The sequence below is a fragment of the Glutamicibacter sp. St.4D3 genome (assembly GCF_059728615.1).
In genome coordinates this window covers 1,261,834-1,287,872 of record NZ_AP039380.1, presented here as the reverse complement: position 1 = coordinate 1,287,872, position 26,039 = coordinate 1,261,834, and the positions used below count along the sequence as shown (strand labels likewise).

Sequence of the window (26,039 nt, the reverse complement as noted above, 5' to 3'; positions counted from 1 at the left end):
CAGGCAAGGGGTGGGACGAAGTCGATTCGTCCCACCCCTTGCCTGGTTAACGCCTCGGCCGATCGGCCAGCTTTGCGGATGATGCCTAGCGTTTGCCGAGCAGCCCGCGCATCACGCTGATCACCGCCGAAGCCACCTGGCTGATCTCGTTTTCCTTCATTCCACGCGTAAAGGAGAGCCGGAGGGCGGTATGCGCCAGTTCCGGCTCGTACCCCATGGCGCTGAGCACCGGGGAGGGATCGGTGGAGCCGGCGGCACAGGCCGAGCCGGAGGAGCACAGCACCCCGTGGCGTTCCAGCTCAATCAGCACGGTCTCCCCGGCGGTGCGCGGGAAGACCAGGGACACGATCCCGCCGATGCGTTGGGTCGGGTGCCCGGTAAGCGCCACCGATCCTGGGAACTGCTCGTTGAGTTGGCCGGTGATCCGCTCAATCAGGTAGGGGCCGTAGCCCTCCCCGGCCCCGGCCTCGCGTTGTTCGCGCACGATTTGCAGGGCCCGGGCGATCCCGACGGCGCCGGCCGGGTTTTCGGTCCCCGAACGCACCCCGCGCTGCTGGCCGCCGCCGTGCAGCAGCGGCAAGAGCGGGTGGTTGGCAGCGTAGTAGAGCACCCCGGTGCCCTTCAGCGCCCCAATCTTGTGACCGGAGATGCTCAGCGCATCCACGTGCGGGGTCAAGTCACTCAAATCCAGCCATCCGGCGGCCTGCACCGCGTCGGTGTGCATGAACGCGCCGGCCGCGCGGGCCAGGCGTCCGAGCTCCGCAATGGGCTGGATGGTACCGACCTCGTTGTTCACGGCCATCACCGAGACCACCGCGGTCTTCGTATCGATCAGCCGCTCGGCGGCCGCCAGGTCCACCACGCCCTCGTGGTCCACGGGGATCAGTTCATGGGTGAAACCGTGGTGTTCGGCCAGGAACGCGGCCGCGTCCTGCACCGCGGGATGCTCGATGGCGCTGGTGATGATCTTCCGTCCCCGTGGGGCTGCCAGGGCCGCACCGATGACGGCAAGGTTGTCGGCCTCGGTGCCGCCGGAGGTGAAGTAGATTTCATGCTCCCCCACCCCCAGCTCATTGGCCACGGTGTTGCGGGCCCAGCTGACCGCCCGTTCGGCGTTGCGCCCCAGCTCATGGCGGGAGGACGGGTTGCCAAAGTCATGGGTCAGCAAGGGACTGATGGTGTCCAGCACCTGCTGGTGGGCGGGCGCGGTCGCCGCGGCATCCATGTAGATCATCCGATCACCATATCCAATCCCAGATCGATGGCCACCACCGAATGGGTGATGGCGCCGGAGGAAATGATGTCCACCCCGGTTTCGGCGATCTCGGCGGCCGTGGTGGCGTTGACGTTTCCGCTGGCCTCAACGATGGCCTGGCCGTCAATGAGTTCCAGGGCGGCCGGAATGTCCGCCAGGGCAAAGTTGTCCAGCATGATCACATCCACCCCGGCGGCCAACACCGCGGGGATCTGGCTGATGTCATCGACTTCCACCTCCATGGCGGTGGTGTGCCCGAGCCGGGACCGCACCTGGCGCAGCGCACTGGTCAGCTGCTTGCCGTCCCCTAGCAGGGCCAGGTGATTGTCCTTGGCCATGAACGCCTCGGAGAGGTTGTCCCTGTGGTTCACTCCCCCGCCGCAGCGCACCGCATAGCGTTCCAAGGCCCGCAGGCCGGGAGTGGTCTTGCGGGTGTCGGCGATGCGCGCCTTGGTGTGCGCCACCTTCCCCACCAGTTCGGCGGTGGCGGTGGCAACGGCACTCATCCGCTGCAGCAGGTTCAGCCCCACCCGTTCGGCGGTGAGGATGCTGGCGGCCGGCCCGTTCACGGTGATCAGCTCGTCCCCCACCTCGAAGCGCTGCCCGTCAGCGAGGTGGGCCGTGACCTGGATGTCTTGATCCACCTGCTGCATGACCCGTTCGAACACGCCGCTGCCGGAAAGCACGCCAGGTTGGCGCGCCACCACGGCGGCGCGGGCGGTGACCGCCGCGTCCAATACGGTGGTGGCGGTGATGTCCCCGCGGGGGCAATCCTCCAGCAGGGCGAGCGAAACAATGGCATCAATGACGGAGCGCGGGACAGGGTGGATGGAACTCATCAGGCGTAGATTTCCTCGAAGGTGTTGGTGGTGGTCTGTTCGCTGAGCGGAAGCTGCCAGCAGGTGCGTGCTGCCGGGTGCGGCTCGGGGTGATCGGTCCGATAATGCGCCCCCAGGCTGTGGGTGCGTTCCTGGGCGGCGTGGGCGCTCAGGCGGGCAATGAGCAGCAGGTTCTCCAGCTCGTGACGGGCGCGGGGGCTTGCGGCCACCGGTTGGGCCTGCCGCAGCCGGGTGATGGCTTCCCGCAGGCCGGGACCGTCGCGGTGCACTGCCAGCTGGTCGGTGGCCAGCTGCTGCAGCTGCCCAAGGCTCATCCCCTGGCCTGGTTCGGTTTCGGGCAGTGGATGGACGGCGAGCGCCGCCGTCTCCGCCCGGGCCAGCGGCGGGTCAGTGAGCATGGCGTTCACGGCACGGCGGGCGAAAACCAGGGCTTCGAGCAGGGAGTTGCTCGCCAGCCGATTGGCCCCATGCACAGCGGTGTTCGCGCACTCGCCGGCCGCATAGAGCCCGGGCACGGTGGTGCGTCCGTCCAGGTCGGTGAAGATCCCTCCCATGAGATAGTGCTGGGCCGGACGCACCGGGATCAGGTCGTGTGCCAGGTTCAGCCCACAGGCCTGTAGGCGTCGGGTAATGGAGGGGAACCGACGGGAAAGGAAACCTCGGCCCTGGTTCTGCTCCACTGCCCGGGCATCCAGGTAGACCGGGTGCCCGGCCATGTTCTGCGCGTGGATAGCCCGGGCAATCACATCGCGTGGCGCCAGTTCGGCCCGTGGATCAATCCCGGGCATGAAGCGCTCGCCGGTGCCGGTGACCAGCACGGCGCCTTCCCCGCGGACCGCCTCGCTGATCATCCCCGCGCCCGGGTGGGCTTCGGTGTCCACCATGGTGGGGTGGAACTGCACGAATTCCATGTCGCTGATTATTGCCCCGGCCCGGGCGGCGAGCGCGATGCCGTCCCCGGTCGCGCCCACCGGGTTGGTGGTGTGCCGGTAGAGCCCGCCAATGCCGCCGGTGGTCAGCAGCACCCGGTCCCCGGCCAGCGTGTGCTCGCTGCCGTGTCGCAGATAGCGCACGGCGTGCCCGGAATCCTGCCGGCGTTCAAGGGCGGTGACCAGCGCGTGCTCGATTACGCTGAGGTTTCCGGCCTGCTCTGCTCTCCGGCAGGCGGCGACCAGAGCGCGGCTCAGCCCCTGGCCGGTGGCGTCCCCGTTGATGTGCAGGATCCGGTGGGCGCTGTGCGCGGCCTCCAGCCCCAGCTGGTAGGCACCGTCCCCACTGCGGTCAAAGGCCACCCCGTGCTGTTCGAGCTGGTCAATGATTTCCGGCGCCGCGGCGCACAGGGTCTGTACGGCCTGGACCGAGCCGTGCCCGTTCCCTGCGGCCAGGGTATCGGCGACGTGGCTGGCCACGGTGTCCCCGGCCGCTTGCCCCTGGGAGGTCAGGGCGCTGATGCCGCCCTGGGCCCATTCGGTGTTGCCGGTGCCCAGCCCGTCCTTGGTCAGCAGCACCGGGTGCACGCCGCGGCCTACCGCGCTCAAGGCGGACAGCAGCCCGGCGGCCCCGGAGCCGACAATGATGGTCCGGGTCATGGCCGGGCAGCCAGCATCCGCTCCAGGGCGGTCTTGGCGTCGGCCTGCTCGGCCTGCGGCACCTCAATGCGGTTCACAATGCGCCCGGCCACCAGTTCCTCCAACACCCAGGCCAGGTAGCCGGGGTGGATCCGGTACATGGTGGAGCAGGGGCAGATCACCGGATCCAGGCAAAAGATCGTGTGCTGCGGGTACTGCTCGGCCAGCCGGTTGACCATGTTGATCTCCGTGCCAATGGCGAAGGTGGTCGGTTCGGTGGCCCCGGCGATGGCCTTGAAGATGTAATCGGTGGAACCCGATTCGTCCGCCGCGTCCACCACCTCCATGGGGCATTCGGGGTGCACGATGACCCGCAGGTTCTCGTGCTCGGCCCGCGCCTTGTCAATCTGCGCGGTGGTGAAGCGCTTGTGCACGGAGCAGAAGCCGTGCCACAAGATCACCTTGGCGGCGTTCAGGGTGTCGGCATCGTTGCCGCCCAGTTCCCGGCGTGGGGTCCACAGCGGCATCTGTTCCAGGGGGATCCCCATCGCCTTGGCCGTATTGCGGCCCAGGTGCTGGTCCGGGAAGAACAGCACCCGCCGGCCGCGTTCGAACGCCCACTCCAGCACGGTCTTCGCGTTCGAGGAGGTGCACACCAATCCCCCGTTGCGGCCCACGAACGCCTTCAACGCCGCGGAGGAATTCATGTAGGTCACCGGGATCACCGCGGCGCGCCCGTCATCCTCCTCGTCCCGGTACAACTCCATCAGCTCATCCCAGCACTGCTGGACGCTGGGGGCATCGGCCATGTCCGCCATGGAGCATCCGGCCGAAAGGTTCGGCAGGATCACCGCCTGGTCATCCCGGGAGAGCACATCGGCGGTTTCGGCCATGAAGTGCACACCACAAAAAACAATGTACTTGGCCTCATCACGGGTCAGTGCCGCATTGGCCAGCTGGAAGGAATCCCCCACGAAGTCGGCGTACTTGACCACCTCGTCACGCTGGTAGAAGTGGCCCAGCAGCACCACGTCATCGCCCAGGGTCTCCTTCGCCGCACGGATGCGGGCATCAAGTTCCTCCTCGCTGGCGCTGAGGTACTGCTGGGGCAACTTCTGCTGCCGCGGGAAGTTCGCCGGGGCCTGATCCCCCTGGGAAGCTCCGGGGCCGTAACCGGATGGGGTGTCCCAGGGGTTGGCCGAGAGTTCGGATGAGCAGGTGGAGCCCGGTGCGTTGAGGGTCAGCCGGGTGATGGTCGAGGAAAAGGTAGGGCTACTCATGGTTGGTATCTACTTCCAGTGGGTCATGGCCGCTGCCCGCGTAGCGGTAGAGCCGGGGTGGTCGGTGCTGGCCGCCGGCGAGGTATTCGTCGGTGGCCACAATGCTCTGGGTGGCTTTGAGTTGGCGGCGGAAGTTGGCTGGGTCAAGTTCCTTGCCCAGCATGGCCTCGTACACCGCCCGCAGCTGGGCCAGGGTGAAGCGCTCGCCGAGCAGCCGGTGGGCGATTTGCCCGTACTCGACCTTGTTGCGCAGCCGCCACAGCGCGTAGTCGATGATCTGCCGGTGGTCGAATGCCAGGTTCTCCAGGACGGGATCATCCAGCGCGAACCAGGCCACGTTCTCGTCCTCCACAGTGGCGCCCACCTGGGCCTCGGTGACCAGCGCGAAATACGCGATGGTCACCAATCGCTGGCTGGGTGAACGGTCCGGGTCACCGAAGGTGTAGAGCTGTTCCAGGTAGCTCGGCCGCAGCCCGGTGGTGCTAGCCAGGGTGCGGCTGGCGGCGGTGCCAAGGGACTCGCGGGGTCCCACGGGGCCACCGGGCAGGGCCCACTGTCCGGCGTGGGGTTGGCGAACGCGGCGCACCAGCGGTAGCCACAATTGTGCTCGGCCGCCGTCGATGGGCCGGATACCGAAGATCACCGTGGAAACGGCCAACGCCGGTGGCATGTTGCGCCGTTCTGCCACGTTGGCTGATCCCAGCGGGATGCTCATCAAGGCCTCCTGATTTGCCGGCTGCTTGTTTAGGGTGATGACCGGCCGATTGGAATTTGGTTAGAGTCATTCTGACATTAACTCTCCGAGGCTTCCACCCGAAGAACGATTTGTGACCGCAGTGACATATAGTTTTGAGCATGACCTTGGATCTTAATCTTCGAGTTATCCCCGCGAACACCGAGGCCAGTGCACCAACCGTGCTGCTGATCCACGGCTTCGCCTCCTCCGCAGACCTAAACTGGGAACGCTCCGGATGGGTTCGGCACTTCACCGAAAATGGGCGCAATGTGGCGCTGGTGGATCTGCCCGGCCACGGAGAGGACCCGAACCGCAACGACGGCAGCTGGGCCCCGAGCCGCATCCACCTTGCCCTGGCCAAGGTGGTCGAATCCCTGGGTGGCCCGGTTGACGTATTGGGCTACTCCCTGGGCGCGCGCCTGGGCTGGGAGCTGGCCGCCAAGCATCCCGAGCTCGTCCGCCGCCTGATCATCGGAGGCCCCGGCAGCCTGGACCCGCTGGCCGCCTTCGCCTTGAATGAGGCGCGCAATTTCGTGGCCACCGGTGAGTCAATCGCTGATGAATACACGGCAAAGGTGATGTCGATTGCGATCAACGAGAAAGCCAACGATTTCAATGCGCTGTTCAAGCTGATCGACGGCATCAAGACCGAACCCTACGATCCGGCCGAAGCGGTGCCGACCACGCCGACCCTGCTCGTCGCCGGGGACCAGGACGACTTGGCCACCACCATGCCGTACCTGCGGCGCCTGCTTCGTGAAGCCGGAGCGGACACCGAAGTCGTATGGCTGGCCGGGCGGAATCACGCCAGCGCAGTAACCAGTCGCGAGTTCAAGACCGCGGCACTGAAGTTCCTCGACGCATAGTCCTCCAGCTTCCGAATTCCAATGAGTTCGGTCGGACGAAAAACAGGCTGGCTGTAGTCCCTGAAAACTACAGCCAGCCTGTTTTGTGCCTGCGCCCTATGAGCGAGCGACGGCTTAAGAGCTTGGGTCGGGCGAAGTCTCGCATAACGCGCCCGGAAGGCATTCCCCAATGCGTCTGCCAACTCGGTACCCCATCCCCATGGGCCTAGTAGGCATATCCGGTTGCGGTGAACTTCGCCCGACCAATACTCATAATGATAGGGGAACCCCCAAGTTTCCAAAATCCGAAGTCTCAGGAAAAACGCTGTTTCACCGCGTGCTTTCTTAAGGCAGCAACCCTACTCAATCCAACGGCTTGAACACGCCTGCACCCCAATAACTGTTTTGCCGTACGCTTATCCGTCATGTACTGGTAGTCAATGCACGGATACCGGTTACACACATTTGGCTGACTTATCTCCCCCGGTGAAAAAGACTACGAGAGAAGAAGTACCTTTGACTCAATTTCTTAGTAGAAGATTCCCAGAATCGTTGCTGGTAGATCCTGTCACAATCCATGCGCGTGCATGTAACAATCTCTCAATGTGGAATGTCTCAGCTGCTGAAGGACCGCAATTCCCGGGCAACTCTTATGGCTTTTGGTTTCGCCCCGCACCCGTACTGGACGCAAAAGCGGGCCCCTTCGGTCCGAGACGGACCCCATTTTTCAGGTTCTTCCATGGCAACTTGGCTGGATCGGCGGGGAACGGGCCAGGCGAGAGGGCGACAATCACCTGCCCAGCGATATCCTCAAAATCGCCCCTGAAGTGAACTGAGCTCTTAACTACTAGAATGTTTTGAGTCTCGGGCTCTACCCCTGGTGCGCGGAATTGGTTCCTGTCCATAGTTTGCGCCTTGTGGCTGTTAACAATGATTCGTATATTCCCCTTGCGAAGTAGCACCGAGGGCCCGACGGACAGTTCGTTGCCATTCATCATTGGTCCTTCAAAACGCACGAACCCGGCAGTGATCCTCTCCACCGTGAAAATCCCCTCTATTTCGGGGTCTCCTTCAATCTGGGATCCTTTCAGCTTAATTGTCACAGTCTCGTTTTCGCCCGCTTCAATAGCCGTAGCAACGACGTGAGGATCAAAAATGGAACAAACAGCGCTTTTCGGAACGTCTCTGAGAAGTAGTTCCGCTAGTAGACCGTTCGTGTTTCCATCGCCTCCAGCGCCCGGATTATCTTGAGTATCCGCAATAACGACAGGGGCACGACCTGCCGCGACGGCAGCCTCGGCCGCATCCAGGGCTTCTGCCGTCGGTAGGGCGCGCAAGGCAAAATCCGCTTCTAGGTTTCGGATTGTCTCTGCCAGTTCGTGGATTCTTGCCTTTAGCAGGGTTTCGTCCGAGCCGTATCCAAAAACGCAAGGCTGGCAATCTGGAACATCTGTGGCCGGAAAGGCCATCGCTACTGATAAAACGCTTTCCCCTTCCGAAGCACACAGAGCCGAGAAGATGTCCCTCGCTGGAGTAGACATGGTACTGCCGGAAATAGTAGGTATAAGGAAGTCGATGCGCTCTCGCGCCATCACCAATCGTTCGCCCGCCAGGCAACGGCCAAGCAAGCGCGCGGCTGCAATTCCTGTTTCTGCCATGTCGATGTGGGGGTACGTTCTGTAGGCCACCATGGCGTCAGCGTGGTTGAGCATTCCGTCACTTATATTCGCGTGAAGATCCAAGCTAACAACTATGGGGATATTTGGACCAACGACCGCTCTTACCCGCCGAATAAGCTCTCCGTCACCGTCATTGTATTTCTCAGTCACCATGGCACCATGCAAATCAAGATATACACCATCAGGACGAGATTCTTCGCAGGCGTCAGTTATTAAACGTACGATCCGTTCATAAGCGGTATTAGTCACTGGCCCCGAAGGTGAAGCAGCACACCAAATGACAGGAAGGAGACTCCAATCGTCGTTTGCTGCTGATATGAAACCACCTATAGGGACATTTACTTTTCTAAGTTCAAGAACTTCCCCTCCTCTATGCATTCGAGGAAATCCCTCGCCATTCTCAAAGTTTGCCCAATCCGCTACGGATCGCGCAAAGGTATTAGTCTCGTGAAGGAACCCGGCAATTATAATACGTTTCAATTTAAAACCTCATTTCTTTTGAGCTTCAACGATTTGGGGAGAAGGAACAACGCAAGGGCGGAAAGGCCCAAGAGTCCAACCATGGCGAGCAACCCGCCCTGGGTAGAGCCAGTCGCCTGTTTGACAAAGCCCAAGAGCGTAGGTGCGACAAAGCCGCCCAAGATTCCTACGGTGTTAATCAGAGCAATTCCCCCAGCAGCTGCAGTTCCACCAAAGTGCTGACTCGGAACCGCCCAAAAGACTGTGTAAGCACCCCACGCGCTACAGATGGCGACGCAAAGTGCCGTGAACGAAAATAAGAAGTTTGAACTGGTGAATGCAGCTAATGTCAAGCCGACTGCGGCGAGGATGGTTGGGAAGATGGTGTGCCAGTGCCTATCTTGCGTCCTGTCCGAACTCTTACTCAAAAAAATCATCGTAGGGATAGTAAGTACGTAAGGTATTGCCGCCAATAAACCAACAGTTAAATTATTTCTAATTCCGTTGTCACTAAGAATTGTCGGTAGCCAAAAACTGACGGCATAGATTCCGCACATGATACCGAAATACGCAACCGCCATCACATAGACTGCTGGGTTTTTGAGAACATCTACGAAACTATGGTCAATGCGGGCAGCATCCGTTTCGGTTATGACACGACGGACTATGGCCTTTTCGGCAGCAGTGAGCCAAGGCGCGTCATCTGGTCGATCGTACATGAGTTTCCAAAATAGGTACCCAAGCAAGAGACACGGGATACCCTGGACAAGGAACATCCACTGCCAACCGGCCATGCCAAGTAGATCATCCATGGCAGAAATAATCGCGGCTGATACTCCCGACCCGAGAATAGAACCAATTGGACCAGCCAGCATGTAGATTCCCATCGCTGCTGCCATTCTTTTAGCAGGGAACCAATACGTGAGATACAGGATGATACCTGGAGCAAATCCGGCCTCAAATATTCCCAGTAAGATCCGCAAAGCGTAAAAACTAAATTCGTCGCGAACGAAGAGCATCGAGGCGGAGACAATTCCCCACAGAACCATGATGCGTGTAATGGTCTTGCGAGCTCCAATTCTGTGCATGACCATGTTGCTGGGGATTTCTAGGATCGCGTAGGCCAAGAAAAACAGTCCGGCACCGATACCGAAGACCGCTTCAGTGATAGCCGGGATGTCCTCTTGCATGTGCAATTTTGCGAAACCGATGTTCACGCGATCGAGGTACGCGAATGTATAACAGAGCAGCAGGAACGGGAGTAGCCTTCTATTGATTTTTCGATAGACGCTTTCTTCTGCCGACGATCGGCTCGAAGCTACCGCGGAACGGGGTGACGATAGTCGTTTCATGAATGTCCTCTCTGACTACAGCCACACTAGGATGTGAATCACACCATTTTAAAAATTGAAGGAAAATCGTTCAGAAGTGGATGATAAAGACGGATTCGACACTCTCTGTCTGGAGACTTAAAGGATGAGCTATAAGGTTCATGCAACGGATTTGGAGATCGTGGATGCGCTTCAAGCATCTCCGAGAGCTACATGGGCGTCAGTCGGAAAAGCTCTTGGTCTCTCAGAAGTCACCGTTGCGCGAAGATGGAACAGGCTACATACGCTTGGGTTAGCTTGGACGAGCATTGCGCTTCATCCCTCGCAAAGTTATGGGGTCGTAGTTGAGATTCGATGCGAGCTAGATCGTTTAGAGCACCTGCTTAATCAGCTGAACCAGCACCCACAGATCTTTACAGTGGGTCAAACTACAGGCGAATACAATCTGTTCTGCATAATTGGGTCCACAAATGTCAACGGTGTCATACACACTATTCATGAGCGACTTCCAGACCTGACGAAGACATCCCAAGTGAAATTCAGCATCTTTTGGCAAATCACAGGTGGGGTGGACTGGCGGCAAGGAATCTTGCCCGCTGGCGATGAATCGCACCTTAGAGTCCATTCAGAGGGGCATACGACGCGCAGGTTTCCACCTCTTAGCAAAAAAGACAGACGGTTGTTCCTCGCTCTCGCAAGAGACGCCCGAAAACCGTTGGCCGATTTAGCTGCGGAGCTGTCCTTATCGACAGAAATTGTACGTCGGCGCCTCTTTCAACTGCAGGCTTCCAACGAGATCACTTATAGATGCGATGTAGCGAGGCCGTCGTTTGATCTGCCACTCGGCTTATTCGTCTTGGTTAGGACGCCTTCTCTAGATAGCGAGCGTATAGCACGCGACTTAGGCGCTTGGAAGGAAACTCGTTTTTGCGCAGCAGTAGTAAGTAGTACAAACATAGTCTGGATCGCAGGTCTTCACGATCTCCCAGACGTCGGGACAATGATTGATCGTCTAACAACTACCTTTCCCGAGATTGAGGTGGCCGATCAGCGAGTTATCACTCGAATGACGAAAATATACGGGCGCTTGCTCGATACAACTGGAAAGTCACGAGGATGCGTTCCATTTGACCCATGGGAAGACTAGCCGCGCAAGGCCATTCCCCTGTACCCGCCGATTTTCGTCGCGTATCGACCGTCGAATTTTTCCCGCTTGACACCCTAAGAGATTCAGCGCACACTGATCGTATACGATTTGATGTACGAAGAAGTGGGAGAATCAATGAGCACCTCGGTTTCGGTCAACGAGTCGACCTTCGCGCGGGCAGGGAAGGTGCTGGCCGTGCACCTGTCCTACGCTTCGCGGGCCGCCCAGCGCGGACGCACCCCGAAGTACCCCAGCTACTTCATGAAGGCCTCCTCCTCGTTGGCAGTTTCCGGCTCGACCGTCGAGCGCCCGGCCGGCACCGAGCTGCTGGCCTTCGAGGGTGAGATCGCCCTGATCATCGGCAAGGCCGCCCGCCGCGTTTCCGTCGAGGACGCCTGGGGCCACGTTGGCCAGGTCACCGCCGCCAACGACCTGGGCGTGCATGACATGAAGTACGCCGACAAGGGCTCGAACATCCGCTCCAAGTCCGGGGACGGCTACACCCCGATGGGCCCGAACGCTTTAGAGGCGGCAAGCATTGATCCGGCCAAGCTGCGCGTGCAGACCTGGGTCAACGGTGAACTCGCCCAGGATGCCGACACCTCCGAGCTGCTCTTCTCCTTCGCCCAGATCATTGCCGACCTCTCCCAGCAGATGACCCTGCTGCCTGGGGACGTCATCCTCACCGGCACCCCTGCCGGCTCCACCGTCTTCTTCCCCGGCGATGTCGTCGAGGTTGAGGTCACCGACCTGGTCTCCGGGGCCAGCACCGGCAAGCTGAAGACCACCGCCGTGGAGGGCACCGATGCCTTCGCCGCCTTTGGCAACCAGCCCAAGGTCACCGAGAAGGACAAGGAAGACGCCTACGGTGACCGCGCCGCCGCCGGACTGGAGCCGATCATCACCGGCAAGGACGTGCTCACCGATGAGGTGCGCGCCAAGCTGGAGGCCGTGGCCACCGCCACCCTGTCCGCCACCCTGCGCAAGCTGGGGCTGAACAACGTGAACATCCAGGTGCCCGGCGCCACCAAGGGCATGCAGCGGGTCATCGGCACCGCCCGCACGCTGCGCTACGTGCCCAACCGCGAGGATCTGTTCAAGAAGCACGGGGCCGGCTACAACACCCAGAAGCAGTCCATCGATTCGCTGGGCGACGGCGAGGTGCTGATCATGGAGGCGCGTGGGGAAACCGGGGCCGCCACCCTGGGCGACATCCTGGCCCTGCGCAGCCAGACCCTGGGCGCGGCCGGCATCATCACCGACGGCGGCGTGCGCGACCTGGACGCGGTCACCGGACTGGATATTCCGGTGTTCTACAACGGCGCCCACCCGGCCGTGCTGGGCCGGCGCCACGTGGCCTGGGACAAGGACATCACCGTGGCCTGCGGTGGGGTTACCGTGCAGCCCGGGGATGTGATCGTGGCCGATTCGGATGGCATCGTGGTCATCCCGCCGCACCTGGTCGCCGAGGTCGCCGATGCGGCGCTGGCCACCGAGAAGTCCGATGAGTTCATCTTCGCCATGGTCCAGCGCGGGCACGTCATCGACGGGTTGTTCCCGATGAACGCGGACTGGAAGGCCAAGTACCAGGCCTGGCAGCAGGCTGGCAGCCCGGACCTGGACAGCTGGGAACTCTAGCCATGACCCCCTCGAAGTCCGAAGCGGCCTACGCCACCATCTCCGAGCGGATCAACAACGGGGCCTACTCCCCCGGATACCGCCTGGTGCTGGGAACCATCGCCGAGGAGCTGGGCTGCTCGGTGGTTCCGGTGCGCGAGGCGATCCGGCGGCTGGAGGCCGAGGGGCTGGTGAACTTCACGCGCAACGTGGGGGCCACGGTGGCGCAAATCGATTCCACCCTCTACCTGCACACCATGCAGACCCTGTCGGTGATCGAGCCGGCCGCCACCGCGCTGGCCGCACCGCTGATGGATCAGTCCCTGCGCCAGGCGGCGCGTGAGGTGAACCAGAAGATGCGCGAGTGCCTGGACAGCTTCGACCCGGTGGCCTTCACCCAACTGAATACCGAATTCCACAAGCTGCTGTACTGCCAGTGCCCGAACCCGCACATCCTGGACCTGGTCCAGCGCGGGTGGCGGCGCCTGGCGGCGATGCGCTCCTCCTCCTTCTCGCACATCCCGCACCGGGCACTGCAGTCGGTCCAGGAGCACGAGCACCTGCTGGACCTGCTGGAGGACGGGGCGTCCGCCGAGCAGATCGAGCAGGCGGCCCGGCGGCACCGCACCAACACGCTGAACGCCTACCTCAGGGCGGCGGGCATGGAGCCCTCCCCCATCTAGGCAAACCAGCAGCACCTAAGATTTTCGACCACAAGTTTTTTGACCGTCTTTGCAACGCAACGCGAAAGGACACAGCCATGAGCAAGCACTTCGTTCCGGAGAACCTGCCCAGCAAGATCCAGCACTACATCAACGGTGAGTTCGTCGATTCCATCGGCGGCAAGACCTTCGAGGTGCTGGACCCGGTGACCAACAAGCCGTACGTGAACGCCGCCGCAGGGCAGAAGGAGGACATCGACGCCGCCGTCGCCGCCGCCACCGAGGCCTTCAAGAACGGCCCGTGGCCGCGCATGAAGCCGCGCGAGCGCGCCAACGTGCTGTACAAGATCGCCGACGCCGTGGTGGCCCAGGAGGACCGCCTGGCCGAGATGGAGACCTTCGACACCGGCCTGCCGATCACCCAGGCCCGCGGCCAGGCCCGCCGCGCAGCGGAGAACTTCCGCTTCTTCGCCGACCTGATCGTGGCCCAGCACGACACCGCGCTGAAGGTCCCGGGCTCCCAGCTGAACTACGTGAACCGCAAGCCGATCGGTGTGGCCGGGCTGATCACCCCGTGGAACACCCCGTTCATGCTCGAATCCTGGAAGCTGGCCCCCTCGATCGCCTCGGGCTGCACCGTGGTGCTCAAGCCGGCGGAGTTCACTCCGCTCTCGGCCTCCCTGTGGGCCAAGATCTTTGAGGACGCCGGGCTGCCCAAGGGCGTGTTCAACCTGGTCAACGGCATCGGTGAGGAAGCCGGCGACGCGCTGGTCAAGCACCCGGACGTGCCGCTGATCTCCTTCACCGGCGAATCCTCCACCGGCCAGCTGATCTTCCGCAACTGCGCGGAGAACCTGAAGGGCATGAGCATGGAGCTGGGCGGCAAGTCCCCGGCCATCGTGTTCGAGGACGCCGACTTCGATGCGGCCATCGACTCCACCCTGTTCGGCGTGTTCTCACTGAATGGTGAGCGCTGCACCGCCGGGTCGCGCATCCTGGTCCAGCGCGGCATCTACGAGAAGTTCATCCAGGCCTACGCCGAGCGCGCCAAGAACATCAAGGTCGGCGACCCGCACGACCCGGACACCCAGGTCGGCGCGCTGGTGCACCCCGAGCACTACGACAAGGTCATGAGCTACGTGGAAATCGGCAAGTCCGAGGGCCGCCTGGTCGCCGGCGGAGGACGCCCGGAGAACCTGCCCGAGGGCCAGGAGAACGGCTCCTACGTGGCACCGACCGTGTTCGTGGACGTGAAGCCCGATGCCCGGATCTTCCAGGAGGAAATCTTCGGCCCGGTCGTGGCGATCACCCCGTTCGACACCGAGGAAGAGGCCCTGCAGCTGGCCAACAACACCAAGTACGGCCTGGCCGCCTACCTGTGGACCAACGACCTGCAGCGGGCCCACAACTTCGCCCAGAACATCGAGGCCGGCATGGTGTGGCTGAACTCCCACAACGTGCGCGACCTGCGTTCGCCGTTCGGCGGCGTGAAGGCCTCGGGCCTGGGCCACGAGGGCGGCTACCGCTCGATCGACTTCTACACCGACCAGCAGGCCGTGCACATCACCCTGGGCGAGGTGCACACCCCGAAGTTCGGTGCCGCCGACGCAGCCAAGATCGACGGCTAGTACCCCAAGAATTATTTGCAAAGGAGCAAGAACATGAGCAACGAGATCCCCAAGCCCTCGGTCCCGGCCCCGGACATCCTGCGCTGCGCGTACGCCGAACTGGTCGTCACCGACCTGGCCAAGTCCCGCGAGTTCTACGTGGACGTGCTGGGCCTGCACGTGAGCTACGAGGACGAGAACCAGGTCTACCTTCGGTCCTTCGAGGAGTTCATCCACCACAACCTGGTGCTCACCCAGGGCCCGGTCGCCGCACTGAAGGCCATGGCCTTCCGCGTGCGCTCGAACGAGGACGTGGATGCGGCCGAGGCCTACTACAAGGAGCTGGGCTGCCGTATCGAGCGCCGCAAGGACGGCTTCGTCAAGGGCATCGGGGACGCGGTGCGCGTGGAGGACCCGCTGGGCTTCCCGTACGAGTTCTTCTTCGAGACCACCCACGTCGAGCGCCTGCACATGCGCTACGACCTGTACTCGGCCGGCGAGCTGGTGCGCCTGGACCACTTCAACCAGGTGACCCCGGACGTGCCGCGCGGACGCAAGTACCTGGAGGACCTGGGCTTCCACGTCACCGAGGACATCCAGGATGACGAGGGCACCACCTACGCCGCCTGGATGCACCGCAAGGGCACCGTGCACGACACCGCCCTGACCGGCGGCAACGGCCCGCGCCTGCACCACGTGGCCTTCTCCACCCACGAGAAGCACAACATCATCCAGATCTGCGACAAGATGGGTGCCCTGCGCATCTCGGACCGCATCGAACGCGGCCCGGGCCGCCACGGCGTGTCCAACGCGTTCTACCTGTACATCCTGGACCCGGATGACCACCGCATCGAGATCTACACCCAGGACTACTACACCGGGGACCCGGACAACCCGACCATCACCTGGAACGTGCACGACAACCAGCGCCGTGACTGGTGGGGCAACCCGGTCGTCCCATCCTGGTACACCGAGGCCTCCAAGGTCCTGGACCTGGACGGCAACGTGCAGGAAATCGTTGAGCGCACCGATGACTCCGAACTGGAGGTCACCATCGGCGCCGACGGGTTCTCCTACACCCGTGCCGGGGATGACGAGGGCACCTACGTGGGCGAAGCCTCCAAGGGCTTCAAGCTGGGCAACCAGCTCTAGGCACCCCCACGCCGGGGCAACTCCTGGACTGCCAGCAGGACCTGCGGAACGCACACAGTGCGTTCCGCAGGTCCTTTTTTTGCGCTTTCCGGGGCCGCGCCCTGCTTTTGCAGGTGCATCCCGATAGCTTTTCATCCGCCACACAGCGCTGCGGTCCGGGATGCGCTCCGCCGGCCGCTTTGCCGGGGCCTGCTACTTCCCCGCACCGGCGGTCAGGCCGCCGACGATGTATTTCTGCAGGAAGAGGAACAGCGCCATCACCGGCAGCGCGGCCAGCACCGCACCGGCGGCAAAGACGGACCAGTTGGAGCTGAATTCCTCCGAAACGTAGGAATACAGCCCCACGGCCAGCGTCTGGTTCTCCGGCGAGACCAGCACCACCGAGGCGATCACGAAGTCCGAGGTGCTCGCGATGAAGGACAGCAGTCCCACCACCGCCAGGATCGGTGCCACCAGACGCAGGATCATGGTGAAGAAGATCCGTGCATGCCCGGCCCCGTCGATCTTGGCTGCCTCGTCGATCTCCACCGGGACGGTGTTGAAGAACCCGTACATCAGGTAGGTATTTACGCCCAGCGCGCCGCCCAGGTACACCATGATCAGCGCGACCTGGTTGTCGATGCCCAGCATGGGGTAGACCTCGCCCAGCGAGGTCAGCAGGATGAAAATGGCCACGACGGCCAGCAGCTGCGGGAAGATCTGGACCACCAGCAGGCTCATCAGGCCGAAGCGCCGTCCGGTGAAGCGCATGCGCGAGAAGCTGTAGGCGGCCAGCGCCCCGAGGAAGACCGAGGCCGCGGCCGTGGTCAACCCGATCACCAGGGTGTTGCCGAACCAGGCGGCGAAGGGCCGCTGCTCATTGCGGAACAGGTCGATGTAGCTGCGCAGCCCCACTTCGGTGAACAGTCCGTTGGATAAGAGCAGCGTTCCGTTGGGGTTCAGTGAGGCCGACAGCACATAAAGCAGCGGGAACGCCGCATAGATGCACAGGGCCACGCCGATCAGGTGGCGCCAGCCGGTGGCGGCGAACCACTTTCCAAAGCCGCGGCGGGCGGCGGGGCGCACGGGAGTTGGCGTCGACATTAGTTCAGCTCCTCCAGGGCCTTGGTCTGCTTGAAGCTGATCACCGCGATGATGGAGACCAGCACGAAGATGATGATGGAGAACGCACTGGCCAAACCGTAGTCGCGTTGCGAACCGACGAAGGCGACCTTGTAGACCATCGAGATCAGGATGTCGGTGGCACCCACGTTCAGCCCCGCTCCCTCCAGGCGTGGGCCGCCCTCGGTGAGCATGTAGATGACATTGAAGTTGTTGAAGTTGAAGGCGAACGAACTGATCAACAGCGGGGCCACCGAGACCAGCAGCAGCGGCAGCTTGATCAGGCGGAACACCTGGAACGGTTTGGCCCCGTCAATCTTGGCCGCCTCGGCCAGCTCGTCGGGGATGGACTGCAGCGCGCCGGTGCACACCAGGAACATGTACGGGAAGCCGAGCCACAGGTTGACCCAGAGCACGGAGAACTTCGCAAGCCACGGGTCGGTCAACCACGGGATCTGCGCCCCGCCGAAGAGCACCTGGTTCACGAACCCGAAGTCCTTGTTGAGCATGCCGGCCCAGACCAGGCCACCGAGGAATGCCGGGAACGCGTAGGGAAGGATGGAGATCACCCGGTAGATCTTGCGCCCCTTCATCCGCAGGTCGTTGAAGACCAGCGCCAGGAACAGGCCCATGAAGAACGTGGTGGCCACCGAGAGCAGGGCAAAGGCGAAGGTCCACAGCGTCACCGAGGACAGCGCGGTGCGGATGGAGGGGTCGCTGAACGCGCGGGTGAAGTTCTCGAACCCGACGTTGATCGACCAGCCGGGCATCAGCTGGGTGCCGTCCTCGGCGGTGAAGGCGCCCACCCCGGTATCCCGGTAGACCACCGAGGTGGTGGAGTCCGTCATGGTGCCCGCGGCCTGGTCGTACACCAGGTTGGAGGTGTACTGGTAGGCGGTGCGCCCGTCCGAGGTGCGCAGCGAGCCCTCGGCCGGGTCCTGGCTGATCGGCACGGCCAGCGAGGTCACTTCCGACTGGCGTCCGAGCAGATCGGCGAAGCCCAGCTGTGTGTAGCCCTCCAGCTGCTCCGGGCTGGTGGGCTCGAGCGGCTGATCGGCGGACCCCACCTGCTGCACGCCGTCGCGCTGGACCAGCAGCGACAGCTCCTGGCCGTCATCAAGCACCGTCACCGGGAACGCCGGGGAGTCCGGCACACGGCTCTGGTTGGACTGCAGCAGCGCCATGACGGCGTCGTCCTTGTCCGAGTTGTGGCCCGAGCCGTAGTTCGTGAAGGCGATGTAGCCGGTGTAGCCGATCACGAAGACCTGGAAGATCAGCAGGAAGATGGTGCCCGGCAGCAGGTACTTGGCCGGCAGCCAGCCCCGCTTGAAGTACACCACGTTGATGGCCAGGGTGATCACCGCGAGCACCGCGGCGATGGCCCAGGCTTCACGGCCGATCGCGGTGAACAGCGCGAACACGGCGGTGGCGTCCACGATGGCGATCATGGCGATCTTGGCCAGCATCGCCCCGGTGGAGGTGGAGGACGCGGCGGCAAAGCGGGATGCGGCCGGCGAGAGCTTGGCCTGCTGGGCGGCGTCGCCGGCGGGCGGCGGCTTGTGATGGGTCAATGACATCTTTGGCTGGTTTCTGGGTCGAATGGCGGCGGGTGCTGGTTCAAGAAGCAGGCCTGGCGGCCGGCGCGCGGTGCCGAGGCAGCGTCCTGCTGCCCCGGCGCCCGCTGCGCCGGCCAGGCCCGGTGCCGGCCTGCGGCGCTACTTGGCGATGGCCTTTTCGATGTCCGCGGTCATCTGCTTCCAGCGCTTGACCGGATCGGCCTTGCCGGAGATGATCTCGGCTTCGGCCACACCCCAGTACTCCCAGACGGCAGCCATCTCCGGGATGCTGGGCATCGGCACACCGTTCTCGCCCACCGCGCCGAAGGACGCGATGGTCTCATCGGACTTGGCCGCCTCGAACGCCTCCTTGTTCGCCGGCGGACGCTTGCCAACCTCGTAGAGCTTGGTCTGGATTTCTTCGGTGCCGATGTAGTTGGTCAGGAACTCGGTGGCGGCCAGCAGGTTCTCGGTCTTCGAGGAGACAAAGAAGCCCTGGACGGCCACGAACGGCTGGGCCTCTTCACCGCCGGCGCTCGGGATCGGGTCGATCGCCAGATCGATCTTGGCCTCCTGGACCGCGTCCACGTTCCACGGGCCGGTCAACAGGAACGGGGAGTCGCCGGAGATGAACTTCTCCTTGGCGATGTCGGCGTCCACGGAGGTCTTCAGCGTGCCGGCCTCGCCCTGCTCAGCCAGCCACTGGGCGAACTCCAGCCCGCCCGCGTTGCCGATCTGCAGGTCATTGGCGTTGTAGGCCCCGGTGTCGTCGGTGCCGAACACCGGCGCGTCGAAGGAGGTCTGGAACGGGTAGGCGTGGAACGGGTCGCCCACCTCGGTGACCTGGACCAGGAACGGGAAGTCGGTGCCGGCCTTCTTGCCTTCGGCGATCATCTCATCGAAGGTCGCCGGGGCCTTGTCGACCAGGTCCTTGTTGCGCAGCAGCGCGAGGTTCTCCGTGGCATACGGAACGCCATAGGTGTTGCCCTCGTAGCGCATCGCGTCGATGGCCACATCCTGGAACTCGGAGCTCTTCTCGCCCAGCTCGACCGGCTGGACCACACCGTTGGTGACCAGGTTGCCCAGCCAGTCGTGGGCGCCGATGGTGATGTCCGGCCCCTTGCCGGTGGGAACCTGCTTGAGGAAGTCCTCCTGGATCTTGGAGAAGTCCTTGATCACCAGGTCGACCTTCACCCCGGACTTCGCCTGGAAGTCGGCGGCCGCCTCCTTCAGGACCGGCTCGCGGTTCGCGTCGACCCACACGCTCAGCGAGCCAGCCTCGGCCGGGGCCGAGGAGGACTGCGCGGCGGTTTCGGAAGGCTGCGTGGACGAGGGGTTCGTACCACTGCAGGCCGTCAGGGACAGCGCGGCAATCGCGGTCATCGCCCCGCCCAGCAGCAGGGAGCGCTTGTTCACCATCATGGGGTGTCCTTTCGTGACAACTTTGTCCAAAGAACCGGTTTGACTGCGATGCTGCGCGGTGTGGCCGGTCGGTTCGTTCGAGGTGCGTGTGCCACCACGATTGTAAGCGTTTCCAGAGTGGCATAGATCATGAACGATGACAAGAACATCGTGAAAATCACTTCAATCCGTCGTACTGGCGATAAGGGAAGCGCATTCCAAGGTGGCTGGTGGCGTCCAAACTGAAAGCGTTTACAACACCTGGGAATTCGTTTATGGTTACCGTCATGACTCAAATCCGTTCCCTCGCTGATTCCCGGAGGACCGAGGCCGGCGCCCAATGGTGGCGCTCCTCGGTGATCTACCAGATTTATCCTCGTTCCTTCTCCGACGCGAACGGCGACGGCATGGGGGATTTGCCCGGCATCACTGCGCGGCTGCAGTCCCTGGCAGACCTCGGGGTCGACGCCATCTGGCTCTCCCCCTTCTTCACCTCCCCGCAGAAGGACGCCGGCTACGATGTGAGCGATTACTGCGATGTGGATCCGCGCTTCGGTACGCTCGCCGACTACGACGCCATGGTCGCCCGCGCCCACGAACTGGACCTGCGCGTCATCGTTGACCTGGTGCCGAACCACTGCTCGGATCAGCACCCTTGGTTCCAGCAGGCCCTGGCCGCCGCGCCAGGCTCCCCGGAGCGGGATCGGTTCATCTTCCGCGACGCGGTGCCCGGCGGCCTTCCCAACAACTGGGAATCGGTCTTCGGCGGTCCCATGTGGACGCAGACCACCAACCCGGACGGCACACCGGGACAGTACTACCTGCACGTCTTTGATTCCTCGCAACCGGATTTCAATTGGCACAACCCCGAGGTTCGGGAAATGTTCCGCAATGTGCTGCGCTTCTGGCTGGATCGGGGAACCGACGGTTTCCGGGTGGATGTCGCCCATGGCCTGATCAAGGCCGACGGGCTGCCGGATTACGTTGTGGACCCCGCGGCCGCCTCCATGGGCGGCACCGAGGAACTCGCCCCCTGGTGGGGTCAGGAGGCCGTGCACGAGATCTACCGCGACTGGCGCACCGTGTTGGACGAGTACGGCGGCGAGCGCGTGCTGTGCGCCGAGGCCTGGGTCAGCCCGCTGTCCCTGATGGCCAAATGGGTGCGTCCGGATGAGATGCACCAGGCGTTCAATTTCCCGTACCTGTCCTGCCATTTCAACGCCGGGCAGATCCGCGCCACGATCGACGAGTCGCTGCGGGAGTTCGGGGCGGTCGGCGCGCCAAGCACCTGGGTGCTGTCGAACCACGATGTGGTGCGCCACGCCACCCGGCTGGCGCTGACCGAGGAGAACCCGCAGGGTGAGGGCATCGGCCCGCTGACCCCGAACCTGCCGGATCCGGCCGTGGGCCTGCGGCGGGCGCGTGCGGCCAGTGCCCTGATGCTTGCGCTGCCCGGCGGCGCCTACCTGTACCAGGGCGAGGAGCTGGGGCTGCCCGAGGCGGTGGACCTGCCCGATGAGGCGCGGCAGGACCCCACCTGGTTCCGCACCAACGGCGAACGCTACGGCCGCGACGGCTGCCGGGTCCCGCTGCCGTGGGAAGCCGGCTCCCCCGCCGCCGGGTTCTCCCCCAGCGGCAGCAGCTGGCTGCCGCAGCCCGAGGGCTGGCAGGACTACGCGCGCGACGTGCAGCGTGCGGATCCGGACTCGACCCTGAACCTGTATTACACACTGCTGCGCGTACGCCGGGAGCATGAACTGGGCACCGGCTCGCTCAGCTGGCTGGAAACCGGCAACCCGGATCTGCTGGCCTTTGCCAACCGTGATGTGCTGGTGGTGTCCAACTTCGCGGGCACCGATCTGGAACTGCCCCCACAGACCACCGGGCTGGCCGTTGCCGCCACCAGCGCGCAGCAGCCCGCGGGACGGCGCATCGCCGCGGAATCGACCATATGGTTCCGCGCCTGATCAGGCTCCCGGGTAATCTGGTGCCGTGGCCGCCGCGGGCCCCAGCCGTCCCGTCGCGCCCTGCCGCCCCATTGCCCTCACTTGCCCCCACAACTGCGTCGGAAGGAACCACGTGGCCAGCATCAAGGACGTAGCTCGGGCCGCGGGCGTCTCGGTGGCGACCGTCTCGCGCGCGCTCTCCGGTCGGGGCAATGTCTCGGCCGCGGCACAGGCCGCGGTGCAGCGCGCCGCGAGCGAGCTGGGCTACGTCGTCTCCTCCAGTGCCTCGGGACTGGCTTCGGGGCGCACCCGGAATATCGGCGTCCTGGTTCCGGTGATCAACCACTGGTTCTACGCCAGCGTGCTGGAGGGGATCTGCACGGCCCTGATGCGCGAGGGCTATGACACCACGCTCTACCAACTCACCAAGGATCCGGGCCAGCGCCACCAGATCTTTTCCGATTTCCTGCAGCGCCAACGGGTGGATGCGGTGATCGCCGTGAACGTGGAGCTCAGCGAGCAGGAACTGGTGGCGTTGCACGCACTGAACAAGCCCCTGGTCGGGGTGGGCGGACCCCTGCCCGGCGTACCCACCCTGCACGTGGATGATGAGGCGGTCTCCGCCCTGGGCACCAACCACCTGCTGTCCCTGGGCCATGTCCGGGTCGGCTACATCGGTGGATCCTCGGAAACCGACCTCGACTTCCGCGTACCCTCCCATCGGCGCATCGGCTACGAGCGTGCCCTGGCCGAGGCGGGGATCGACGTCGATGAGCAGCTGTGCGTCAGCGCGGATTTCACGATGGGCCAGGGCTACACGGTGGGCAAGCAGCTGCTGGGCAACCCGGCGACCCGGCCCACCGCCATCTTCGCCGCCAGCGATGAAATGGCCATCGGGGCGATCCTCGCAGCCCGCGACCTGGGCCTGCAGCTGCCGCAGGACCTGTCGGTGGTCGGCGTGGATGACCATGAACTGGCCGAACTCTTCGGGCTGACGACCATCCGCCAGCAGCCGCACCAGCAGGGCGAATTTGCCGTGGCCATGCTGCTGAAGGCCATCCGCGGCGAGGCGCCGGCACGGGCCCACCACCTTGAGCACCAGCTCATCGTGCGCAGCTCAACCAGCCGCCCGGCCACCGACGCCTGAGCTAACGTTCCCCGCGCTGCAGGGTACCGATCTGCTGATCATTCGCATCGAAGACCAGCAGGGAGCCGTCCTGGATGGTTGCGTGGTCGGCGGTGCTCAGCCAGGTGTCCACGCCATGGCAGTACATCATCGTGCTGGCCATCGCGCTGAAGCTGATCTTCTCGGCCTCCTGGCTCCAGGTGGACATCAGGTTGTTGCAGCCATCGCTTCCCGCTGCCTTGCCCTCCTTGAACAGTTTCAGCCAGGGCTGGCCCTGCTCCTGTTGTCCCCACAATCCCGTGGGATCCTGCGACTTCCCGCCGGATATGGCGCAGGAACTGGCCAGCATCATGAATATGGCCCACGAACGAAAAAATGGAATGCGTCTCATACCCCACACCAGCTCGACGATTTTCATGGCGAGATCGTCGTTAAGGGTGGCCAAGACGAAAAGCTGATCTTAGAGTGCGAAAATAATGGCATCTAAGCTCCACATTCACCGGTTCGAGGATCACTTTTTGGTGATCAAGTCTACCGGGCCTTTCCCACCCCGCGGAGAGAAATCACGGGCCACCCGGCGTCTTTCACGCGGGACTGGCTACTAGGCGCCCCGGTCAATGCCGCCTAGCCCGGGTATTCCATGGCAACGGCAGTCATTAACTGACTTAAAAGAAGAAAAGGTGACCTGAACTGGAAAAATAGGAGTTGTTGAAGCTCTAAATCACCAGATCAAAGGATCACCTTTTCAGTGAACCATTCTACCCACGTTTTCCCTGCCCTCCCGACCCAACGCACCAGCCAAGCCCTCGTCTCCCATGCTGGGTTGTCGGTGCTCACCAGCTTCCTGAACGCCCTGGGCTTCCGCCAGCTTTGCGAAGACCGGTTCAGCCAGTTCGTGCCAGCCACCGCAACACACCGGCCAGGAAAGATCCTCGGAACATTGGCGTTGTCGTTGGCCGCCGGTGGCGAGCAGGCCGCTGATATCGACCAGCTACGTGTCGCTCCAGGGCTCTTCGGCCCGATAGCGTCCGATGCCACAGTCAGCAGGTTCATGGGCCGCATCAAGGACCAGCCAGAAGCTTTCGAGTATGGCTTCGCCACCATGACCCGCAGCCTGCGCTCCAAAGCTTGGGCTGCAGCCGGGTCACGGAATCCTGCCCGGCTGGCCACGTCAGCCAACCCGCTGATCATCGACATCGATGCCTCGCTAGTACACGTGCACTCCGACAAAGAGAACAGTGCCGGCACGTATAAAGGCGGGTACGGATTCTCACCCATGATCGCCATGGCCGACTACGGCAAGACGAATGGAACCGGCGAAGTGTTGGCCGTGCAGTTGCGTCCGGGAAACCGGGGCGCAAATTCCGCGAAATCCCATATTGGAGTCCTCAACCAGGCGTTGGCGCAGCTGCCTGATGATTTCTATGACGAGCACGGAAACCTGCATGGAGAGAAGATTCTGGTCCGCACCGATAGTGCCGGCTCGTCCCGTGAGTTCTTGCACCACCTGCAGTCGCTGGGGATTCAGTTCTCCACTTCGTATTCGTTGCCGGTGCTCAAGGAGCGGTTCATCCGGTGGATCGATGAGAAGAAGTACTGGGAACCGGCCCTGACCGCTGGCGGGGAGCAGCGTGATGATGCGTGGGTGATCGACGCGAGCAAGGTGATCGAGCTGAATGACTACCCACCAGGAACAAGGATTTATTTGCGGGCTGAGCCGTTGCATCCCGGGGCGAAAGCGACTTTGTTCGATACGGACGGGAACCGGGTGACCGCGTTCTTGACCAATAGCCCGCGGTTCAACGTGGCGTTCCTCGATGCCCGGCACCGGGCGCGTGGCCGGTGCGAGAACAGGATCAAAACGCTGAAGAGCACGGGGTTGGGCAAACTGCCTTATTGGTCTTTTACCGCGAACCAGGCATGGGCTGATCTGGCAATGTTCGCAGTGAATCTGGTGTCCTGGCTGCAGCTGGCGGTGTTGCCTGGTGGCCATGAGGCAGGCTGCTGGGATTTGAAGCGGTGGCGGTACCGGCTGTTTTCAATGGCCGGCAAAATTGTCTCTGGCGGCCGGCAACGCCGGCTGCTGATCCCCAAAAATGCGCCGGAAGCTCAGCTGCTATTCCAGCTTCAGCAGAATATTAGGTTGCTGTTCCAGCGGTGGCGGCACGGCGAGCTCGCTGCCTGAACTGGCGGTTGTCCTGTTATTTCTTTGGTTTCGAAAGGTCATTTCAGTCCAGGTTGGTGGAGCCTGGCACCCAGCGCTGGTGGTTCAGGCGCTCTTGGTCGTGCGCGCAACCGGAAACGGCCACCGGGAATCACTCGGTAATGGATTTCGGTGGCCGTGTAAGGCGTGATGAAACATCTGGGCTAGAAGTGTAGCTTGGTGCCCACTGTCAGCACCACGCTGAAGTTTTAAGAGCCGACAAAGGGCGGGACAAGATTCTTCTTGTCCCGCCCTTTGTTAATTATGAAAAGTAGCTAGCGCACCTGGATCTCAGTTGCTTGAGGACCCTTAGGCCCAGCTTCAAGCTTGTACTCCACAGTCTGGCCCTCTTCAAGGTTTTTGAATCCAAAGCTTTGGATCGCGCTGTAGTGAGCAAAGACGTCAGCGGATCCGTCGGACGGAGCAATGAATCCGAAGCCCTTTTCGGAGTTAAACCATTTTACGATGCCGGTGGTCATGTAAATTCCTATCGAGCCGTAGATAACGGCAGTACGCGTGTACGCCACAT

At 62.8% G+C, this 26,039-nt stretch carries 21 protein-coding genes; 9 read left to right on the top strand and 12 right to left on the bottom strand.

Going from position 1 to position 26,039, the window contains the following annotated elements; all coding sequences use genetic code 11:
* Positions 1-85 precede the first annotated feature (85 nt).
* Genes AC6I21_RS05900 through AC6I21_RS05880 form a run of 5 tightly spaced genes read right to left on the bottom strand, consistent with a single transcriptional unit; the run spans position 86 to position 5,657 of the window.
* Positions 86-1,234, bottom strand: a complete 1,149-nt coding sequence (locus AC6I21_RS05900) for a cysteine desulfurase family protein (protein ID WP_497763189.1) — start codon at positions 1,232-1,234, stop codon at positions 86-88.
* Positions 1,231-2,094: a carboxylating nicotinate-nucleotide diphosphorylase gene (gene nadC, locus AC6I21_RS05895; protein ID WP_497763188.1), complete on the bottom strand. Its 864-nt coding sequence runs from the start codon at positions 2,092-2,094 to the stop codon at positions 1,231-1,233. Before nadC ends, AC6I21_RS05900 begins: the two co-directional genes overlap by 4 nt.
* Positions 2,094-3,683 (bottom strand): L-aspartate oxidase, encoded by a 1,590-nt coding sequence (locus AC6I21_RS05890; protein WP_138926012.1) that lies wholly within the window; start codon positions 3,681-3,683, stop codon positions 2,094-2,096. Before AC6I21_RS05890 ends, nadC begins: the two co-directional genes overlap by 1 nt.
* Positions 3,680-4,942: a quinolinate synthase NadA gene (gene nadA / locus AC6I21_RS05885; RefSeq protein WP_138926011.1), complete on the bottom strand. Its 1,263-nt coding sequence runs from the start codon at positions 4,940-4,942 to the stop codon at positions 3,680-3,682. Before nadA ends, AC6I21_RS05890 begins: the two co-directional genes overlap by 4 nt.
* Positions 4,935-5,657, bottom strand: a complete 723-nt coding sequence (locus AC6I21_RS05880; protein WP_138926010.1) for an NUDIX hydrolase — start codon at positions 5,655-5,657, stop codon at positions 4,935-4,937. Before AC6I21_RS05880 ends, nadA begins: the two co-directional genes overlap by 8 nt.
* Positions 5,658-5,797: 140 nt before the next feature.
* Here AC6I21_RS05880 and AC6I21_RS05875 point away from each other — a divergent pair, with 140 nt between their 5' ends.
* On the top strand, positions 5,798-6,544 hold the full coding sequence (locus tag AC6I21_RS05875) for an alpha/beta fold hydrolase (RefSeq protein ID WP_138178142.1): 747 nt from the start codon (positions 5,798-5,800) through the stop codon (positions 6,542-6,544).
* Between the two features lie 629 nt (positions 6,545-7,173).
* Here the strand turns inward: AC6I21_RS05875 and AC6I21_RS05870 are convergent.
* Complete coding sequence (locus tag AC6I21_RS05870) at positions 7,174-8,682, bottom strand: M81 family metallopeptidase (RefSeq protein WP_138178144.1); 1,509 nt, start codon at positions 8,680-8,682, stop codon at positions 7,174-7,176.
* A complete protein-coding gene (locus AC6I21_RS05865) occupies positions 8,679-10,013 on the bottom strand; it encodes an MFS transporter (protein WP_497763187.1) in 1,335 nt (444 codons plus the stop codon). The genes AC6I21_RS05870 and AC6I21_RS05865 overlap by 4 nt, the downstream gene beginning before the upstream one ends.
* A gap of 124 nt (positions 10,014-10,137) precedes the next feature.
* Between AC6I21_RS05865 and AC6I21_RS05860 the strand changes: the two genes are divergently transcribed.
* The 5 genes from AC6I21_RS05860 to hpaD all read left to right on the top strand — a co-directional run bounded on the left by AC6I21_RS05860 (position 10,138) and on the right by hpaD (position 16,177).
* Entirely contained in the window at positions 10,138-11,139 is a 1,002-nt protein-coding gene (locus tag AC6I21_RS05860; protein WP_138178148.1) for an Lrp/AsnC family transcriptional regulator, read from the top strand.
* A 135-nt stretch (positions 11,140-11,274) separates the two neighbouring features.
* On the top strand, positions 11,275-12,777 hold the full coding sequence (locus tag AC6I21_RS05855; protein WP_497763186.1) for a fumarylacetoacetate hydrolase family protein: 1,503 nt from the start codon (positions 11,275-11,277) through the stop codon (positions 12,775-12,777).
* A gap of 2 nt (positions 12,778-12,779) precedes the next feature.
* The gene (locus AC6I21_RS05850) at positions 12,780-13,439 is read left to right on the top strand and encodes a GntR family transcriptional regulator (RefSeq protein ID WP_138926008.1); all 660 of its coding nucleotides are present in this window, start codon (positions 12,780-12,782) and stop codon (positions 13,437-13,439) included.
* Between the two features lie 77 nt (positions 13,440-13,516).
* Positions 13,517-15,046 carry a 5-carboxymethyl-2-hydroxymuconate semialdehyde dehydrogenase gene (gene hpaE, locus AC6I21_RS05845; RefSeq protein ID WP_138926007.1) on the top strand — a complete coding sequence of 510 codons (1,530 nt, stop codon included), beginning with the start codon at positions 13,517-13,519 and terminating at the stop codon, positions 15,044-15,046.
* A 33-nt stretch (positions 15,047-15,079) separates the two neighbouring features.
* Positions 15,080-16,177 carry a 3,4-dihydroxyphenylacetate 2,3-dioxygenase gene (gene hpaD, locus AC6I21_RS05840; RefSeq protein ID WP_138926006.1) on the top strand — a complete coding sequence of 366 codons (1,098 nt, stop codon included), beginning with the start codon at positions 15,080-15,082 and terminating at the stop codon, positions 16,175-16,177.
* A 192-nt stretch (positions 16,178-16,369) separates the two neighbouring features.
* Here the strand turns inward: hpaD and AC6I21_RS05835 are convergent, their stop codons facing one another.
* The 3 genes from AC6I21_RS05835 to AC6I21_RS05825 form a co-directional block, all read right to left on the bottom strand.
* Positions 16,370-17,260 carry a sugar ABC transporter permease gene (locus AC6I21_RS05835; protein ID WP_497763185.1) on the bottom strand — a complete coding sequence of 297 codons (891 nt, stop codon included), beginning with the start codon at positions 17,258-17,260 and terminating at the stop codon, positions 16,370-16,372.
* Positions 17,260-18,855, bottom strand: a complete 1,596-nt coding sequence (locus AC6I21_RS05830; RefSeq protein ID WP_138926005.1) for an ABC transporter permease subunit — start codon at positions 18,853-18,855, stop codon at positions 17,260-17,262. Before AC6I21_RS05830 ends, AC6I21_RS05835 begins: the two co-directional genes overlap by 1 nt.
* Before the next feature lie 138 nt (positions 18,856-18,993).
* Complete coding sequence (locus AC6I21_RS05825; protein WP_497763184.1) at positions 18,994-20,256, bottom strand: sugar ABC transporter substrate-binding protein; 1,263 nt, start codon at positions 20,254-20,256, stop codon at positions 18,994-18,996.
* Positions 20,257-20,522: 266 nt separating this feature from the next.
* On the opposite strand from AC6I21_RS05825, the gene AC6I21_RS05820 reads away from it, so the two are divergent.
* Both AC6I21_RS05820 and AC6I21_RS05815 read left to right on the top strand, forming a co-directional pair.
* On the top strand, positions 20,523-22,202 hold the full coding sequence (locus tag AC6I21_RS05820; protein ID WP_446753513.1) for a glycoside hydrolase family 13 protein: 1,680 nt from the start codon (positions 20,523-20,525) through the stop codon (positions 22,200-22,202).
* Positions 22,203-22,314: 112 nt separating this feature from the next.
* Positions 22,315-23,328, top strand: a complete 1,014-nt coding sequence (locus tag AC6I21_RS05815; RefSeq protein ID WP_138178165.1) for a LacI family DNA-binding transcriptional regulator — start codon at positions 22,315-22,317, stop codon at positions 23,326-23,328.
* Position 23,329: 1 nt separating this feature from the next.
* On the opposite strand, the gene AC6I21_RS05810 is transcribed toward AC6I21_RS05815, so the two are convergent.
* Complete coding sequence (locus AC6I21_RS05810) at positions 23,330-23,659, bottom strand: META domain-containing protein (protein ID WP_497763183.1); 330 nt, start codon at positions 23,657-23,659, stop codon at positions 23,330-23,332.
* 396 nt (positions 23,660-24,055) lie between these two features.
* On the opposite strand from AC6I21_RS05810, the gene AC6I21_RS05805 reads away from it, so the two are divergent.
* Positions 24,056-25,492 carry an IS1380 family transposase gene (locus AC6I21_RS05805; protein ID WP_497762876.1) on the top strand — a complete coding sequence of 479 codons (1,437 nt, stop codon included), beginning with the start codon at positions 24,056-24,058 and terminating at the stop codon, positions 25,490-25,492.
* A 293-nt stretch (positions 25,493-25,785) separates the two neighbouring features.
* On the opposite strand, the gene AC6I21_RS05800 is transcribed toward AC6I21_RS05805, so the two are convergent.
* The gene (locus AC6I21_RS05800; protein WP_138178168.1) at positions 25,786-25,989 is read right to left on the bottom strand and encodes a cold-shock protein; all 204 of its coding nucleotides are present in this window, start codon (positions 25,987-25,989) and stop codon (positions 25,786-25,788) included.
* Positions 25,990-26,039 lie beyond the last annotated feature (50 nt).

Excerpts from the sequence above, each read along its gene's own strand:
- AC6I21_RS05900 (WP_497763189.1), bottom strand. The coding sequence starts at position 1,234 with ATGATCTACATGGATGCCGCGGCGACCGCGCCCGCCCACCAGCAGGTG.
- nadC (WP_497763188.1), bottom strand. The coding sequence starts at position 2,094 with ATGAGTTCCATCCACCCTGTCCCGCGCTCCGTCATTGATGCCATTGTT.
- AC6I21_RS05890 (WP_138926012.1), bottom strand. The coding sequence starts at position 3,683 with ATGACCCGGACCATCATTGTCGGCTCCGGGGCCGCCGGGCTGCTGTCC.
- nadA (WP_138926011.1), bottom strand. The coding sequence starts at position 4,942 with ATGAGTAGCCCTACCTTTTCCTCGACCATCACCCGGCTGACCCTCAAC.
- AC6I21_RS05880 (WP_138926010.1), bottom strand. The coding sequence starts at position 5,657 with ATGAGCATCCCGCTGGGATCAGCCAACGTGGCAGAACGGCGCAACATG.
- AC6I21_RS05875 (WP_138178142.1), top strand. The coding sequence starts at position 5,798 with ATGACCTTGGATCTTAATCTTCGAGTTATCCCCGCGAACACCGAGGCC.
- AC6I21_RS05865 (WP_497763187.1), bottom strand. The coding sequence starts at position 10,013 with ATGAAACGACTATCGTCACCCCGTTCCGCGGTAGCTTCGAGCCGATCG.
- AC6I21_RS05860 (WP_138178148.1), top strand. The coding sequence starts at position 10,138 with ATGAGCTATAAGGTTCATGCAACGGATTTGGAGATCGTGGATGCGCTT.
- AC6I21_RS05855 (WP_497763186.1), top strand. The coding sequence starts at position 11,275 with ATGAGCACCTCGGTTTCGGTCAACGAGTCGACCTTCGCGCGGGCAGGG.
- AC6I21_RS05850 (WP_138926008.1), top strand. The coding sequence starts at position 12,780 with ATGACCCCCTCGAAGTCCGAAGCGGCCTACGCCACCATCTCCGAGCGG.
- hpaE (WP_138926007.1), top strand. The coding sequence starts at position 13,517 with ATGAGCAAGCACTTCGTTCCGGAGAACCTGCCCAGCAAGATCCAGCAC.
- hpaD (WP_138926006.1), top strand. The coding sequence starts at position 15,080 with ATGAGCAACGAGATCCCCAAGCCCTCGGTCCCGGCCCCGGACATCCTG.
- AC6I21_RS05835 (WP_497763185.1), bottom strand. The coding sequence starts at position 17,260 with ATGTCGACGCCAACTCCCGTGCGCCCCGCCGCCCGCCGCGGCTTTGGA.
- AC6I21_RS05830 (WP_138926005.1), bottom strand. The coding sequence starts at position 18,855 with ATGTCATTGACCCATCACAAGCCGCCGCCCGCCGGCGACGCCGCCCAG.
- AC6I21_RS05825 (WP_497763184.1), bottom strand. The coding sequence starts at position 20,256 with ATGATGGTGAACAAGCGCTCCCTGCTGCTGGGCGGGGCGATGACCGCG.
- AC6I21_RS05820 (WP_446753513.1), top strand. The coding sequence starts at position 20,523 with ATGACTCAAATCCGTTCCCTCGCTGATTCCCGGAGGACCGAGGCCGGC.
- AC6I21_RS05810 (WP_497763183.1), bottom strand. The coding sequence starts at position 23,659 with ATGATGCTGGCCAGTTCCTGCGCCATATCCGGCGGGAAGTCGCAGGAT.
- AC6I21_RS05800 (WP_138178168.1), bottom strand. The coding sequence starts at position 25,989 with ATGACCACCGGCATCGTAAAATGGTTTAACTCCGAAAAGGGCTTCGGA.